Here is a 15,233-nt window from a genome sequence, read left to right on the forward strand (position 1 = left end):
TCTCTGATTTTTTATAGGGTGCAAGGTTGCGTGAAACCGGTGATACATCGGGGGCAGATCACCGGCACGAACCGAAAAGGCTGACGCGCCATCAACGCTGTTAAACAGGCCGCTGAATAGGGTGTACGTTTTTCAGGGCGCGGACTTTATCACAGCGTAGGCGTTATCCTTCAGGCCTGTGACGATCTGCCACCGGATAGATCGGCAAGTCGGCAGGTTTGTGCAAGTCAGTCCGGAAACACTCTGTTAAGATTCACCATCCTCATCTTCATAGTCTGCCAGCGGGCCTTTCGGTCATCGCTGGTGTCGTCGTTTTGCTGGAGTTGCTCATGCTGTTGCCCATTCTTCTGTTGTCCGCCGCCGGATTCACGGTGCTGACCACAGAATTCGTCATCGTCGGCCTGTTGCCGGCCATTGCCCGTGACCTGGCGGTAACCATTCCGCAGGCGGGTTTGCTGGTGACTCTATTCGCTTTCACGGTGGCGATGTTCGGTCCATTTTTGACCGCGTATTTCGCCCGGTTCGAGCGGCGCAAGCTGTTCATCACCATTCTGATCATGTTCGGCCTGGCCAACACCGTTGCGGCGCTGGCGCCGAACATCTGGGTCATGGCCATTGCCCGTCTGATTCCGGCGCTCGGCCTGCCGGTGTTCTGGGCCTTGGCCAGTGAGACCGCAGTCGACATCGTCGGCCCGGATCACGCTGGCCGCGCGATTGCCAAGATCGGCTTCGGCATTGTTTGCGCGACGGTGTTCGGCATTCCGGTGGGCACGTTGATTTCCGATGCGTTCGGCTGGCGCAGTGCGTTCGCGATTCTGGCGGTGATCGCTTTCGCCAAGGCCTTGCTGCTGTTTGTTTACCTGCCGAAAACCAGCCTGCACCAGCATCAGGTCAGTTTCGCTTCGCAGTTCAAGATCCTGCGCAACCCGCTGATGATCGGTCATGTCGTATTGTCGATCCTGGTGTTCAGCGGCATGTTCACCGCTTACACCTATCTGGCCGACATCCTTGAGCGTCTGGCCGGGTTCAGTGGCACGGTGGTTGGCTGGTGCCTGATGGGCTTCGGTGCGGTCGGGCTGATCGGCAACTCGCTGGGCGGCCGTGCGGTGGATCGTCATCCGTTGGGCGCCTCGGTGCTGTTCTGCGCGTTCATGATTGCCGGCATGGTCTCGCTGGTGCCGAACATTCACTCGACGGTGGGGCTGGCGGTGGCCATGGGCATCTGGGGTATCACCCAGGCTGCACTGTTTCTGGTCAGCCATGTACGGCTGATGAAAGCCGCACCAGAAGCGCCAGCCTTTGCCGCCTCGCTGAATATCGCCGGGGCCAACCTCGGGATCGGCCTCGGTGCGATGATCGGCGGACGGGTGATCGACAGTGCCGGCCTCGGCTTTCTGGGGTTCGCCGCTGCCGGTTTCATTTTGTTGTCGGTGTTCCTTGCCATGGTGTTGATGACGCTCAAGCCGCGCGAAGCGTGCGTCCAGGCGTCATAACGCGGTAAACAGCTCGCGTCGGGCACCTTCGGTAATCGCAACGATGCCGGGGTGCTTGACCTTGCGCTCCACCGAAATGGCATAGAACGACTCGGTCACCGCGTCGGTCTGGCCAATCACTTCGACGCCGTACTGGCGTTTGACTTCATCGGCAATCACGCTCGGGCCGATGAAAATCCCGCTGCCCGATTGGCCGAAGGCCTGCATCAGGGCGCTGTCATCGAACTCCCCGACGATCCGCGGCTGGATCTGCTGCTCGGCGAACCAGCGTTGCAAACGGCTGCGCACCACGGTTTCGGCCCCGGGAATCAACAGCGGTGCACCGTTGAGGCTGCGCGGAAAATCCTGCCCGTATTGCGCCGCCAACTGCGCGGTGGCGAAGAAACTGATCCCGCATTCGCCGAGCTTCTGGCTGTAGCCCTTGATGTCGAGGTGCGACGGCATGGGGCTGTCGGATATCACCAGGTCCAGACGCTGGATCGCCAGATCCGCCAGCAGGCGTTCGAGTTTGTCTTCGCGGCAGGTGATGCGCAGTGGCTCGTGCAGCTCCATGGTCGGCGCGATCAGGCGGTAGACGATGGATTTGGGCACCACATCCGCCACGCCGACGCGGAACAGGATCTGCTGCTCGTTGGGCTGGGCACGCAGCATCAGCTCCAGTTCACCGCCCAACTGAAACATCTGTTCGGCGAAGGGCAGGGCCTGGCGCCCGGCTTCGGTCAGTTCCAGCTGACGGCCGACCCGTTGAAACAGTTCGATACCGTACGTTTGTTCAAGCAGCGATATCTGCCCGCTGATGGTCTGCGGCGTGAGGTTAAGTTGCTCGCAGGCACGCACGATGCTGCCGGTCTTCGCCACCACCCAGAAATAATGCAGCTGTCGGTAATTCAGCACTCTACGCCTCCCCCCTGTAGGAGCTGCCGCAGGCTGCGATCTTTTGATTTTTTAGAGCAAGATCAAAAGATCGCAGCCTTCGGCAGCTCCTACATTGATTGTCATAGTTCGTTTGAACCGAAGTATAGCCGCTAAAAATACGAATTTTCCTGAAGTGTTTGTCTCCCTAGAATGCCCAGCCATCGACGGGTGGTCTGTGACCCTGTCTGTTCATTCGAAGGAAAGCCTCATGAAATACACAATCCCTGCACTGATGTTTACGTCTTTACTGCTTATGGCCGGTTGCGATCAGGCCGAGAAAAGCGCCCAGCAGTTGATGGGCAAGGCGGCCGAGAGCGCCAAACAGGCAATCGACGATACGCATAAAGCGGCAGAGCAGGCGCTCAGCGACGCCACTGGCGGCCTGATCGAGAAAAAAGAAACACCGGAGAAAGATGCGGAAAAATCCGAATCTTCCTCCAAGACCATCTAAACCGTCTTACAAAGAGTCAGGACTGACCCATGGAATATCTGTTAGAACTCGCCGCCAGCCCCGCCGCCTGGGTTGCCTTGGCCACACTGGTGGTGATGGAGATCGTGCTCGGCATTGATAACCTGATCTTTATTTCGATCCTGACCAACAAGCTGCCCGTGCAGCATCGGCAGAAGGCGCGGCGCATCGGTATCGGCATGGCGCTGATTCTGCGTCTGGCCCTGTTGAGCACCATTGCCTTCATCGTGCAGTTGACTGCCCCGGTGTTCGAAATCATGGGCCAGGCGTTCTCCTGGAAGGACATGATCCTGATTGCCGGTGGTCTGTTCCTGGTGTGGAAAGCCACGACCGAGATCCATCACAGCATGGACCCGGCGCCGGAAGACCCGAAAAGCGCGACATCGACCGTGACCCTGGGCTTTGCTGCCGCGATCGGTCAGATCCTGATGCTGGACATGGTGTTTTCCATCGACAGCATCATTACCGCGGTGGGCATGACTGAGCACTTGCCGATCATGGTGATCGCGGTGGTGGTCTCGGTGATGGTGATGCTGTTTGCGGCTGAGCCTTTGGCCAAGTTCATCAACGACAACCCGACGGTGGTGATGCTGGCCCTGGGCTTCCTGATCATGATCGGCATGACGCTGATCGCCGAAGGCTTCGGCGCCCATGTACCGAAAGGGTATGTGTATGCGGCCATGGCATTCTCGGCAGCGATTGAAGTGCTGAACATGCTGTCGCGCCGGGCGAAGCAGAAGAAGCTGGCGCAGCAGGCTTAATCTGCAGCAAATCAAAAGGCCGGCTGGACGTCAGTAGTCCAGCCGGCCTTTTTGCTTTATGTCTCATGCCTCATGGCTTATGCCGTATGGCTGGTGACTTATGTAGGAGCTGCCGAAGGCTGCGATCTTTTGACTTTGAAGATCAAATGATCGCAGCCTTCGGCAGCTCCTACAGGGGTTTTATATCAACTGACCTATCAATGCGCAGTCGCGTGGCTGGCGCTTTGTCTTTCAGGTTTTTGTGCCGCTGCCGAATCGACCGGGTGATGGTGGCGCCGCGCAATACGCAGCACGCCCCACAGCATGGCGCTGGCCACTGCCAGCCAGCCGGCAATCAGCATTACGATAGTCATGGTCAGGCTCATCAGTGCCTCCTCTTTGCCCTGCGTCGGGCACTCACTTTTTCAATTCGCTCTGTTTCAGTGACAGTCTAGACAATGGGGTGTTTCAGACTATTGACCAAAGGTCGGTGATGACCAATCAGTTCGCTCTATGCAATCGATCGGTCTGCGGTTTAAGGCTATACCGCAGGCGTGCGCCGCCCTATGATCGCAGGCGTTGCCGGAACACGATGACCGGCGTCTGATGAGAGTGACGATGGTGCAGGTATTTTCTCGATTGCGAGGGGCGCTGCTGATTGCCGGTTGCGCGGCCGTGTTGGCAGGGTGTGCGGGCAGCGTGGCGCCGCAGGTCAAGCGCCTGCCGGAGCGGGTGGAACTCAGCGGCACGTTCTATCGCGGCGAAGCCAATCAGAGTGGTCCGCAAGTGCTGGCCAGCCTGTTATCGCAGCAGGGCATCATGATCACCCCGGGCTTGCTGGAGAAACCGTTGCATCTGCCGGGGGCACAGGATCAGTTGCAACAGAATCTGCAGAACCTGGCCCGCGATTACGGCATGGTGGTCTATCCGCTGGACAAGAACCTGCCAGCCTTGTTGACCCAGGTGGCGGCCGGTTATCCGGTGATGGTGCGCTTCAGTGAAGGCTCGGCGTTCTGGGCTGAACCGCGTTACGCGATCCTTTCCGGTTACGACCGGCTGAAACAGAAGGTGCTGTTGCGCGCCGGGATGAATCGTCGCGAACTGATGAGCTTCAGTTCTTTTGAATCGGCGTTCGAAAAGTCGGGTGGCTGGGCGGTACTGATCCAGAAGCCGTCGCAGATTCCCGCCGAGGTTGATCGCCAGCGCTGGCTCACGGCAGCGGATGAGCTGGCGCAGGCCGGGCAGGAACGTGAAGCGGCGCAAGCCAAAAAGGCGTTGGCCGCACATTAAGGCTCCGTTCGTCATCTGCCGGGCACCCTCACGCCCGGCAGGTCTCTCACTGATAGAGCCCGAATGTGCGGGTGATTCAGGAGGCGAGCATGGCAGATTCCCCATCCCCGAAAGGCCCACACTCGAGCGAGCATTCGTCCGGTCATGATCTGGGTTTTGATCCGGATTCGCCGGACCTCGACGATCCACAGGTTGACCCCGTCGGTCCGGCCAAGGCGCCGAAAGACGTGGAGCCCGGCGAAGACAGTAAACGTCCGGCCAAGCCTTACGATCCTTTGGCTGACCTGAAACCCTGAAGTGAGGTGCGTATGAGTACCGATTCCAGCTTCGACGATAAAAAACCGGACAGCGTGCCTACCACGCCTGAGGACGATGTGGATCCTGTGTTGGATCCGGACAGTCCGCTGCGGGATCCGTTGGCGCGGCCCAATGTGCTGACGCCAGATCCGGGCGCCGGCGACGGCATCCCGGATGACGACAAAATGCCGCTACCCAATGATTGAATAACGGATATTCAACCACGGCTGAATACCTCTGTGGCGAGGGAGCTTGCTCCCGCTGGACTGCGCAGCAGGCCTTCTCTTGTTAAAAAAGAAGGTCCGCTACGCGCCCCGGCGGGAGCAAGCTCCCTCACCACAATTGGGTTTTTCTGGTTACTTGGAGGCTTCGACCACGCCGCTCTGGCGATTCTTGAGGTTTTTCTCGGCCTTGTATTGCTGTGCAACTGCCGGGACGCTGGCGCTGCGACCGGTTTCCACCCAGCTGCGAATACGGCTTGCATCGGCAAAATGCGTGTACTTGCCGAACGCATCGAGAATCACTAGGGCCACCGGACGGTTGCCCATTCGTGTGACCAGTACCAGACAGTGCCCAGCCGGATTGGTAAAGCCGGTTTTGGTGATCTTGATGTCCCAGTCAGCCTTGTTCACCAGGTGATCGGTGTTGCGGAAACCCAGGGTGTAATTGGGTTTGCGGAACGCTACGGTTTTTTCCTTGGTGGTGGTCAGTTCGCTGAGGATCGGATGCTTGCTCGCGGCGACCAGCAATTTGCTCAAGTCGCGGGCGGTGGACACGTTGCGTTCAGACAGCCCGGTCGGCTCGACATAGTGCGTGTTGGTCATGCCCAGCGATTTGGCCTTGGCGTTCATTGCGGCGATGAACGCGGCGTAGCCGCCTGGATAGTGATGCGCGAGGCTGGCGGCCGCGCGGTTTTCCGAGGACATCAGGGCAATCAGCAGCATCTCGCGACGTGGCAGTTCGCTCTTGAGTTTGACTCGGGAGAACACGCCTTTCATTTCCGGCGTGTGGCTGATGTCGACGTCGATCCATTCGTCCATGTTCTGGTGCGCTTCAACCACCACCAGTCCGGTCATCAACTTGCTCACCGAAGCGATCGGTACGATCACATCCGGGTTGCTCGAATAGATGACTTTATTGGTCTGCAAATCCATGAGCAGGGCGCTGCCGGAGGCGATCTTCAGTTGCGAGGCATCGCGTGGCGCGGCGGTAGTTTCAGCGGCGTTGACGGTTGGCGTGACGAACGTGCCTGAAAAAGCAAAAATCAGGCTCAGGATCGAAAGACGAATTTTCACGCGGGCGAACTCATAAAGGTTGGATATTCCGTTAGTTTGTAACGGGTTATTTCTTCAAAGCGTCGCATTCTAGGAGTATGGCTGAAGATCTGTCGATGGTTGTTTGAATGACCTGAAAATCTCGTGAAAAGGCCTGTAAAAAGAGGGGTTTCCGGCGAACGGTTAGTGTTTTTTCTCAGATACGAAAAACCCCGCACAAGGCGGGGTTTTTTTCTTGCTGAAATTACGCCTCAGGCGTGCAGGGTTTCTGCCGCATAGAGAGTGTTTTCCAGCAGGCAGGCACGGGTCATCGGGCCAACGCCGCCCGGCACCGGAGTGATCCAGCCGGCACGGGGCAGGGCAGTTTCGTACACCACGTCACCGACCAGCTTGCCGTCGTCCTGACGGTTGATGCCGACGTCGATCACGATTGCGCCTTCCTTGATCCACTCGCCCTTGACCAGACCCGGCTTGCCGGCGGCGACCACCACCAGATCAGCGCGGCCGACGTGGCCGGCCAGATCCTTGGTGAAGCGGTGGGTGACGGTCACGGTGCAACCGGCCAGCAACAGTTCCATCGCCATCGGGCGACCAACGATGTTGGAGGCGCCAACCACCACCGCATCGAGACCATAAAGGTCAACACCGGTGCTTTCCAGCAAGGTCATGATGCCCTTCGGGGTGCATGGGCGCAGCAGCGGGATGCGCTGGGCCAGACGGCCGACGTTATAAGGATGGAAGCCGTCGACGTCTTTGTCCGGGCGAATGCGCTCCAGCAGTTTGGAGGCGTCCAGGTGCTCGGGCAGCGGCAGTTGCAGCAGCACGCCGTCAATGGCCGGGTCGTCGTTGAGGCGATCGATCAGATCGGTCAGCGCTTCTTGAGTGGTTTCGGAAGGCAGGTCGTAGGCTTGAGAGAGGAAGCCAACCTCTTCACAGTCTTTACGCTTGTGCGAGACATAAACCTGAGAGGCAGGATCGCTGCCGACCAGGATCACCGCGAGGCCGGGAGTGCGCAGGCCTTGCTGGCGACGCTCGGCAACTCGTTGGGCGATCTGCTGGCGCAGGCTGGCGGCGATCGATTTGCCGTCGATTAGTTGTGCAGTCATTGCGCGTGATTAACCATCGAGAGGGGAAAAAAAGAGAACGCATTCTCGCATGTCAGGCGGTGAGGGCAAAGGCGCTTGGTCAGCAAATTCCCCTAACTCCTTTAATTAAATGAATTTTTTTCAAAAAAGATTTGACGACCTTAAGGTCGCTCTATACTATTCGTCGCACTTGTCGGGCACAGCCTAGCACTGGTTAAGAAGGTCGAGCGGAATTACGGTTCTGCGAGACTGGAAAGCACTTAGTTTGTAGTCCTCCAAGGGTACAGATTAACAAGGCGCCCGTAGCTCAGCTGGATAGAGCATCCGCCTTCTAAGCGGATGGTCGCAGGTTCGAGTCCTGCCGGGTGCGCCATTAGGCAGCTTTGGCACAAGTAACGCGATATGGTGGGCGTAGCTCAGTTGGTAGAGCACGGGATTGTGACTCCCGTTGTCGTGGGTTCGATCCCCATCGTCCACCCCATATTTCGAAAGGCGCCAGATGTAACAGTCTGGCGCCTTTGCTTTAAAAGCTTCATCTGCGGATGTGGTGGAATTGGTAGACACACTGGATTTAGGTTCCAGCGCCGCGAGGCGTAAGAGTTCGAGTCTCTTCATCCGCACCAATTAAAGCTTCATTCATGCCGCAGGCCTGATGAAGTTCAGCAAAGAAGTTGAATGGCTTTTTTGTGACGCAATATGGTGGGCGTAGCTCAGTTGGTAGAGCACGGGATTGTGACTCCCGTTGTCGTGGGTTCGATCCCCATCGTCCACCCCATATTTCGAAAGGCGCCAGATTTAACAGTCTGGCGCCTTTTTTGTTTTACGGCTTGTGGTTTGTTGTGTCGGGTTTCAGGTCCAGGGGCAGGGCATTCGTCGTGTTCACGGGCTTGCAGCCGTTGCGCCGACCACCGGCAATGTTCACGGGATCAGCCGTCAGGGAGATGGCTCGCGGTCTCTTCTATATATAGAAGCGGTTGAAACAGAGCCCTGGCGTGATGGTCTTTATTCGTCTTCGGGGTGGAGTGCATTGCTGCATTCACACCTATAAATGGCCTGCTGTTTTTTTACCCGTTTCCAGTAGGGTGACTTCTTGAGTTTGACCCACTAGAATGCATGCCCTTGATTCTGGGGTCGGAAACGGCCGGCTAACGTCTGTGCAACGAGGAATATCCATGCAAGTTTCTGTTGAAAATACTACTGCTCTTGAGCGCCGCATGAGCGTCACCGTGCCGGCTGAGCGCATTGAGAGCCAGGTCAACAAGCGTCTGCAGCAGACTGCCCAAAAGGCCAAGATTGCTGGCTTCCGTCCAGGCAAAGTGCCAATGAGCGAAATCAAGCGCCGTTTCGGTGCTGACGCTCGTCAGGAAGCTGTTGGTGATGTCATCCAGTCCTCCTTCTACGAAGCTGTGGTTGAGCAGAAGCTGAACCCTGCCGGTTCGCCTTCGATCGAGCCAAAGTCGCTGGAAGCTGGCAAGGACCTGGAATACGTTGCCGTATTCGAAGTGTTCCCTGAGTTCACCGTTGCCGGTTTCGACGGCATCACTGTCGAGCGCCTGAGCGCTGACGTGGCTGACGCTGATCTGGACAAGATGCTGGACATCCTGCGCAAGCAGAACACCCGTTTTGAAGTGACCGACCGTGCCGCTCAGAACGAAGACCAGCTGAACATCGATTTCGTTGGCAAGGTTGACGGCGAAGTGTTCGCTGGCGGTTCGGCCAAAGGCACTCAACTGGTGCTGGGTTCCGGTCGCATGATCCCGGGCTTCGAAGAAGGCCTGGTTGGCGCCAAAGCGGGCGAAGAGCGCGTTCTGAACCTGACCTTCCCAGAGGACTATCAGAACCTGGACCTGGCCGGCAAAACCGCTGAGTTCACCGTGACTGTAAACACCGTGTCCGAGCCTAAGCTGCCAGAGCTGAACGAAGAGTTCTTCGCTCAATTCGGCATCAAGGAAAGCGGTATCGACGGTTTCCGCACCGAAGTTCGCAAGAACATGGAGCGTGAACTGCGTCAGGCCATCAAATCCAAGGTAAAAAATCAGGTAATGGACGGTCTGCTGGCCACCAACCCGATCGAAGTGCCTAAGGCTCTGCTGTCCAACGAAGTTGACCGTCTGCGCGTGCAGGCTGTTCAGCAGTTCGGCGGCAACATCAAGCCTGACCAACTGCCGGCCGAGCTGTTCGAAGAGCAAGCCAAGCGCCGTGTAGTGCTGGGTCTGATCGTGGCTGAAGTGGTCAAGCAGTTCGACCTGAAGCCTGACGAAGCCCGCGTTCGCGAAATGATTCAGGAAATGGCTTCGGCTTATCAGGAACCTGAGCAGGTCGTGTCCTGGTACTACAAGAACGAGCAGCAACTGAACGAAGTTCGTTCGGTTGTGCTGGAAGAACAAGTTGTGGATACTGTTCTGCAGAAAGCTAGCGTGACCGACAAATCGGTCTCTTACGAAGAAGCGGTCAAGCCGGTAGAAGCTCCAAAAGCCGACTGATTGTTTTTGCGTTAAGAAGTACACACATAAGCCAGCCTTCGAGCTGGCTTATGCGTATTCAAGACATAACTATTTGGGAGTGACTGCAGAGCATGTTCCGTAATTCGTATATTCAGCAGAACTCTGATATCCAGGCCGCTGGCGGCCTGGTCCCGATGGTTGTCGAGCAATCTGCTCGTGGCGAGCGCGCCTATGACATCTACTCGCGCCTTCTGAAGGAGCGCGTAATTTTTCTGGTGGGTCCTGTAGAGGACTACATGGCCAACCTGATCTGTGCGCAATTGCTGTTCCTTGAAGCGGAAAACCCGGACAAGGACATCCATCTCTATATCAACTCCCCGGGCGGTTCGGTGACAGCGGGCATGTCGATCTACGACACCATGCAGTTCATCAAGCCAAACGTATCGACGACCTGCATTGGTCAGGCGTGCAGCATGGGTGCATTCCTGCTGACGGCCGGTGCTCCAGGCAAGCGTTTCTGCCTGCCGAACTCGCGTGTGATGATTCACCAGCCACTGGGCGGTTTCCAGGGCCAGGCGTCGGATATCGAAATCCATGCCAAGGAAATCCTGTTCATTCGCGAGCGTCTGAACACGCTGATGGCCAAGCACAGCGGTCGTACGCTTGAAGAAATCGAACGCGACACCAACCGCGACAACTTCATGAGTGCAGAAGCTGCGAAGGAATACGGTCTGATCGACGAAGTCATCAACCAGCGTCCTGCGTAAAAGTAAAATAAGCAGCTCAAAATAAGGTGGGTCGGCAGGTCCGACCACCAGCGGGCTTGAAAAAGCCCGCAATAGCCTTCATCTTGTGTTGCAAGCCTATCGGATTTGGATCGAACGAATGACTGACACCCGCAACGGCGAGGACAACGGCAAGCTGCTCTATTGCTCCTTCTGTGGCAAAAGCCAGCATGAAGTGCGCAAATTGATTGCCGGCCCCTCGGTCTTTATCTGCGACGAGTGCGTCGACCTGTGCAATGACATCATCCGCGAGGAGGTGCAGGAAGCACAGGCCGAAAGCAGCGCGCATAAATTGCCTTCGCCTAAAGAAATCAGCGGCATCCTTGACCAGTATGTAATCGGTCAGGAGCGTGCGAAAAAGGTTCTGGCCGTAGCGGTGTACAACCACTACAAGCGCCTGAATCAGCGTGACAAGAAGGCTGACGACGTCGAACTCGGCAAGAGCAACATCCTGCTGATCGGCCCGACAGGCTCCGGTAAAACCCTGCTGGCCGAAACACTGGCCCGCTTGCTGAACGTTCCGTTCACCATCGCCGACGCCACCACCCTCACCGAGGCTGGTTACGTGGGTGAAGATGTCGAGAACATCATTCAGAAACTGCTGCAAAAGTGCGATTACGACGTGGAAAAGGCCCAGATGGGCATTGTCTACATCGACGAAATCGACAAGATTTCCCGCAAGTCCGACAACCCGTCGATCACCCGCGATGTTTCCGGTGAAGGCGTGCAGCAGGCCTTGCTCAAGTTGATCGAAGGCACGGTCGCTTCCGTTCCGCCGCAAGGTGGCCGCAAGCATCCGCAGCAGGAATTCCTGCAGGTCGACACCCGTAACATCCTGTTCATCTGCGGTGGTGCGTTCTCCGGTCTGGAAAAGGTTATTCAAAACCGTTCCACCAAGGGCGGCATCGGTTTCAACGCAGAAGTGCGCAGCAAGGAAGAAGGCAAGAAAGTCGGTGAATCCCTGCGTGAAGTCGAGCCTGACGATCTGGTCAAGTTCGGTCTGATCCCGGAATTTGTCGGTCGTCTGCCGGTCCTGGCGACGCTGGACGAGCTCGACGAGGCTGCGCTGATGCAGATCCTTACCGAGCCGAAAAATGCTCTGACCAAACAGTATGCCAAGCTGTTCGAGATGGAAGGCGTGGATCTGGAATTCCGGACCGACGCACTGAAATCGGTCGCCAAGCGTGCCCTGGAACGTAAAACCGGTGCCCGTGGCCTGCGCTCGATTCTCGAAGGTGTGCTGCTCGACACGATGTACGAAATCCCCTCGCAGTCCGAGGTGAGCAAAGTCGTCATCGATGAAAGTGTGATCGAAGGCAAGTCCAAGCCACTGTATATCTACGAAAACAGTGAGCCGACGGCCAAGGCAGCGCCGGACGCGTAAGCGTCCACACTGCCGGAACAAAGAAGGGGCCTTCGGGCCTCTTTTTTTTTATGTCGTTTTTTACATCCGCTTTGCGCTTGTTTTTTTTCAAGGCAGCCCCCATCTTGGCTTCAAGCTTAATTCCATCTGATTACGGCCATATGGCCGCCGTAGAGGCGAAATCATGAAGACAACCATCGAATTGCCTCTCCTGCCATTGCGTGATGTCGTGGTTTATCCGCACATGGTTATCCCGCTGTTCGTGGGGCGCGAGAAATCCATCGAAGCCCTCGAGGCAGCGATGACGGGCGACAAGCAGATCCTGCTGCTGGCCCAGAGAAACCCGGCTGACGATGATCCCGGTGAAGAAGCTCTCTATCGCGTAGGTACGATTGCGACTGTGCTGCAGCTGCTGAAGCTGCCGGACGGCACCGTCAAGGTTCTGGTCGAAGGTGAGCAGCGTGGCGCTGTAGAGCGCTTCAGCGAAGTCGACGGGCATTGTCGCGCCGAGGTCTCGCTGATTGATGAAGTCGACGCCGCCGAGCGCGAATCCGAAGTGTTCGTGCGCAGCCTGCTGTCGCAGTTCGAACAATATGTGCAGCTGGGCAAAAAAGTCCCGGCTGAAGTCCTGTCGTCGCTCAACAGCATCGATGAGCCGGGTCGTCTGGTCGACACCATGGCCGCGCACATGGCGCTGAAGATCGAACAGAAGCAGGAAATCCTCGAAATCATCGATCTGTCGGCCCGGGTCGAGCACGTGCTCGCCTTGCTGGATGCCGAAATCGATCTGCTGCAAGTCGAAAAACGCATTCGCGGCCGCGTCAAAAAGCAAATGGAGCGCAGCCAGCGCGAGTACTACCTGAATGAGCAGATGAAGGCCATTCAGAAAGAGCTGGGCGACGGTGACGAAGGTCACAACGAAATCGAAGAGCTGAAAAAGCGCATCGATGCTGCCGGCCTGCCGAAAGATGCCCTGGCCAAAGCGACCGCCGAGCTGAACAAGCTCAAGCAAATGTCGCCGATGTCCGCTGAAGCCACCGTGGTGCGTTCCTACATCGACTGGCTGGTGCAGGTGCCGTGGAAGGCACAAAGCAAGGTACGTCTCGACCTGGCGCGTGCTGAAGACATTCTCGATGCCGATCACTACGGCCTCGAAGAGGTCAAGGAACGTATCCTTGAATACCTCGCCGTACAGAAGCGCGTGAAAAAGATTCGTGGCCCGGTGTTGTGCCTGGTCGGTCCTCCTGGCGTGGGTAAAACTTCGCTGGCGGAGTCGATTGCCCATGCGACCAACCGAAAATTCGTGCGTATGGCCCTCGGCGGCGTGCGTGATGAAGCGGAAATTCGTGGTCACCGTCGGACTTACATCGGTTCGATGCCAGGAAGATTGATTCAAAAGATGACAAAAGTGGGCGTACGCAACCCGCTGTTCCTGCTCGATGAAATCGACAAAATGGGCAGCGACATGCGTGGCGACCCGGCGTCGGCGTTGCTGGAAGTGCTCGATCCGGAGCAGAACCACAACTTCAACGATCACTATCTGGAAGTCGATTACGACCTGTCCGATGTGATGTTCCTGTGCACCTCGAACTCGATGAACATCCCGCCGGCACTGCTGGACCGGATGGAAGTCATTCGTCTGCCGGGCTACACCGAAGACGAAAAGATCAACATCGCCGTCAAGTACCTGTCGCCCAAGCAGATCGCCGCCAACGGTCTGAAGAAAGGCGAGCTGGAATTCGATGAAGAAGCGATCCGCGACATCATCCGTTACTACACCCGTGAAGCCGGTGTGCGTGGCCTCGAACGGCAGATCGCCAAGGTCTGCCGCAAGGCTGTCAAAGAGCACGCGCTGGAAAAACGTTTCTCGGTGAAAGTGACAGCTGATCTGCTGGAGCACTTCCTCGGCGTGCGCAAATTCCGCTACGGTCTGGCAGAGCAACAGGATCAGATCGGTCAGGTGACTGGCCTGGCGTGGACGCAGGTGGGCGGCGAATTGCTGACCATCGAAGCCGCTGTGGTACCGGGTAAAGGTCAGTTGATCAAGACCGGTTCGCTGGGCGATGTAATGGTCGAATCGATCACTGCCGCGCTGACGGTTGTCCGCAGCCGTGCCAAGAGCCTGGGCATTCCTCTGGACTTCCACGAGAAGCGCGATACCCACATTCACATGCCGGAAGGGGCGACCCCGAAGGACGGTCCTAGCGCGGGTGTGGGCATGTGCACGGCTCTGGTGTCGGCCTTGACCGGGATCCCGGTGCGCGCCGATGTCGCCATGACGGGTGAAATCACTCTGCGGGGTCAGGTGCTGGCAATTGGCGGTCTGAAGGAGAAACTGCTCGCGGCTCATCGCGGCGGAATCAAGATTGTGATTATTCCGGAAGAAAACGTGCGCGATCTGAAGGAGATTCCTGACAATATCAAGCAGGATCTGCAGATTAAACCGGTTAAATGGATTGACGAGGTCCTGCAAATTGCGCTGCAATACGCGCCGGAGCCCTTGCCGGATGTGGCTCCGGAGATAGTTTCCAAGGACGAAAAACGTGAGTCTGATTCAAAGGAAAGAATTAGCACGCATTAATACGTTTTTGCCTGGGGGGCTTCCTTGACAGCTTTTTAGAGCCCTTGTTATAAAGCGGCTCTTAAGTGTCTGTAGGCCATTCAGCACTGTTTTTGCTTTCACCAAAAAACTTAGAATCATCTCAAAATAGATATAAGGGGACTTAGAGTGAACAAGTCGGAACTGATTGATGCTATCGCTGCATCCGCTGATATCCCGAAAGCTGCTGCTGGCCGTGCGCTGGACGCTGTAATCGAATCCGTCACTGGCGCTCTCAAGGCTGGCGACTCCGTTGTTCTGGTAGGTTTCGGCACGTTCTCCGTGACTGATCGTCCAGCTCGTATCGGTCGTAACCCACAGACTGGCAAGACGCTGGAAATCGCTGCTGCTAAAAAGCCAGGTTTCAAAGCCGGTAAAGCGCTGAAAGAAGCTGTCAACTAAGCAAGTTTGTTTCAGGTTTTTACCCATCCGGGTCGGGGTCATGCCTGACTTGGCAGCGGAGCGGTAGAGCAGGTCGC

15 protein-coding genes and 4 tRNA genes are annotated in these 15,233 nt (G+C 56.9%); 15 read left to right on the forward strand and 4 right to left on the reverse strand.

Features of this window, described 5'->3' with window-relative positions; genetic code table 11:
- The first annotated feature begins 329 nt into the window (after positions 1–329).
- The gene (locus tag ABV589_RS25005; protein ID WP_367084078.1) at positions 330–1,493 is read left to right on the forward strand and encodes an MFS transporter; all 1,164 of its coding nucleotides are present in this window, start codon (positions 330–332) and stop codon (positions 1,491–1,493) included.
- Here ABV589_RS25005 and nhaR read toward each other — a convergent pair.
- Complete coding sequence (gene nhaR / locus ABV589_RS25010) at positions 1,488–2,387, reverse strand: transcriptional activator NhaR (RefSeq protein WP_007965381.1); 900 nt, start codon at positions 2,385–2,387, stop codon at positions 1,488–1,490. The genes ABV589_RS25005 and nhaR overlap by 6 nt on opposite strands.
- Before the next feature lie 229 nt (positions 2,388–2,616).
- Between nhaR and ABV589_RS25015 the strand changes: the two genes are divergently transcribed.
- A complete protein-coding gene (locus ABV589_RS25015) occupies positions 2,617–2,859 on the forward strand; it encodes a hypothetical protein (protein ID WP_007965379.1) in 243 nt (80 codons plus the stop codon).
- A 29-nt stretch (positions 2,860–2,888) separates the two neighbouring features.
- The gene (locus ABV589_RS25020) at positions 2,889–3,638 is read left to right on the forward strand and encodes a TerC family protein (protein ID WP_367084079.1); all 750 of its coding nucleotides are present in this window, start codon (positions 2,889–2,891) and stop codon (positions 3,636–3,638) included.
- 197 nt (positions 3,639–3,835) lie between these two features.
- Here the strand turns inward: ABV589_RS25020 and ABV589_RS25025 are convergent, their stop codons facing one another.
- Entirely contained in the window at positions 3,836–3,991 is a 156-nt protein-coding gene (locus tag ABV589_RS25025; protein ID WP_367086248.1) for a hypothetical protein, read from the reverse strand.
- A 244-nt stretch (positions 3,992–4,235) separates the two neighbouring features.
- Between ABV589_RS25025 and ABV589_RS25030 the strand changes: the two genes are divergently transcribed.
- The 3 genes from ABV589_RS25030 to ABV589_RS25040 all read left to right on the forward strand — a co-directional run bounded on the left by ABV589_RS25030 (position 4,236) and on the right by ABV589_RS25040 (position 5,410).
- Positions 4,236–4,907 (forward strand): peptidase C39 family protein, encoded by a 672-nt coding sequence (locus tag ABV589_RS25030; RefSeq protein WP_367084080.1) that lies wholly within the window; start codon positions 4,236–4,238, stop codon positions 4,905–4,907.
- Between the two features lie 89 nt (positions 4,908–4,996).
- Complete coding sequence (locus ABV589_RS25035) at positions 4,997–5,203, forward strand: DUF6021 family protein (protein ID WP_007965370.1); 207 nt, start codon at positions 4,997–4,999, stop codon at positions 5,201–5,203.
- Between the two features lie 12 nt (positions 5,204–5,215).
- Complete coding sequence (locus tag ABV589_RS25040; RefSeq protein ID WP_007965369.1) at positions 5,216–5,410, forward strand: hypothetical protein; 195 nt, start codon at positions 5,216–5,218, stop codon at positions 5,408–5,410.
- A 150-nt stretch (positions 5,411–5,560) separates the two neighbouring features.
- Here the strand turns inward: ABV589_RS25040 and pbpG are convergent, their stop codons facing one another.
- Positions 5,561–6,499 carry a D-alanyl-D-alanine endopeptidase gene (pbpG, locus tag ABV589_RS25045; RefSeq protein ID WP_367084081.1) on the reverse strand — a complete coding sequence of 313 codons (939 nt, stop codon included), beginning with the start codon at positions 6,497–6,499 and terminating at the stop codon, positions 5,561–5,563.
- A 230-nt stretch (positions 6,500–6,729) separates the two neighbouring features.
- Positions 6,730–7,584 carry a bifunctional methylenetetrahydrofolate dehydrogenase/methenyltetrahydrofolate cyclohydrolase FolD gene (folD, locus tag ABV589_RS25050; protein ID WP_003223627.1) on the reverse strand — a complete coding sequence of 285 codons (855 nt, stop codon included), beginning with the start codon at positions 7,582–7,584 and terminating at the stop codon, positions 6,730–6,732.
- Between the two features lie 275 nt (positions 7,585–7,859).
- Between folD and ABV589_RS25055 the strand changes: the two genes are divergently transcribed.
- From ABV589_RS25055 to ABV589_RS25095, 9 genes are all read left to right on the forward strand, one after another.
- Positions 7,860–7,936: transfer RNA gene (locus ABV589_RS25055), tRNA-Arg, on the forward strand.
- Between the two features lie 32 nt (positions 7,937–7,968).
- A tRNA-His gene (locus ABV589_RS25060) sits at positions 7,969–8,044 on the forward strand.
- A gap of 57 nt (positions 8,045–8,101) precedes the next feature.
- A tRNA-Leu gene (locus tag ABV589_RS25065) sits at positions 8,102–8,186 on the forward strand.
- A 76-nt stretch (positions 8,187–8,262) separates the two neighbouring features.
- Positions 8,263–8,338: transfer RNA gene (locus ABV589_RS25070), tRNA-His, on the forward strand.
- A gap of 397 nt (positions 8,339–8,735) precedes the next feature.
- Positions 8,736–10,046 carry a trigger factor gene (gene tig / locus ABV589_RS25075; protein ID WP_007965363.1) on the forward strand — a complete coding sequence of 437 codons (1,311 nt, stop codon included), beginning with the start codon at positions 8,736–8,738 and terminating at the stop codon, positions 10,044–10,046.
- A gap of 92 nt (positions 10,047–10,138) precedes the next feature.
- Positions 10,139–10,774, forward strand: a complete 636-nt coding sequence (clpP, locus tag ABV589_RS25080; protein ID WP_007951559.1) for an ATP-dependent Clp endopeptidase proteolytic subunit ClpP — start codon at positions 10,139–10,141, stop codon at positions 10,772–10,774.
- A gap of 118 nt (positions 10,775–10,892) precedes the next feature.
- On the forward strand, positions 10,893–12,176 hold the full coding sequence (clpX, locus tag ABV589_RS25085; protein WP_003223632.1) for an ATP-dependent Clp protease ATP-binding subunit ClpX: 1,284 nt from the start codon (positions 10,893–10,895) through the stop codon (positions 12,174–12,176).
- Positions 12,177–12,339: 163 nt separating this feature from the next.
- A complete protein-coding gene (gene lon / locus ABV589_RS25090; protein WP_027614583.1) occupies positions 12,340–14,736 on the forward strand; it encodes an endopeptidase La in 2,397 nt (798 codons plus the stop codon).
- Between the two features lie 147 nt (positions 14,737–14,883).
- A complete protein-coding gene (locus ABV589_RS25095; RefSeq protein WP_002552737.1) occupies positions 14,884–15,156 on the forward strand; it encodes an HU family DNA-binding protein in 273 nt (90 codons plus the stop codon).
- Positions 15,157–15,233: the final 77 nt, after the last annotated feature.

Origin of the sequence: Pseudomonas sp. HOU2 (genome assembly GCF_040729435.1) — a bacterium.
Classification (GTDB): domain Bacteria; phylum Pseudomonadota; class Gammaproteobacteria; order Pseudomonadales; family Pseudomonadaceae; genus Aquipseudomonas.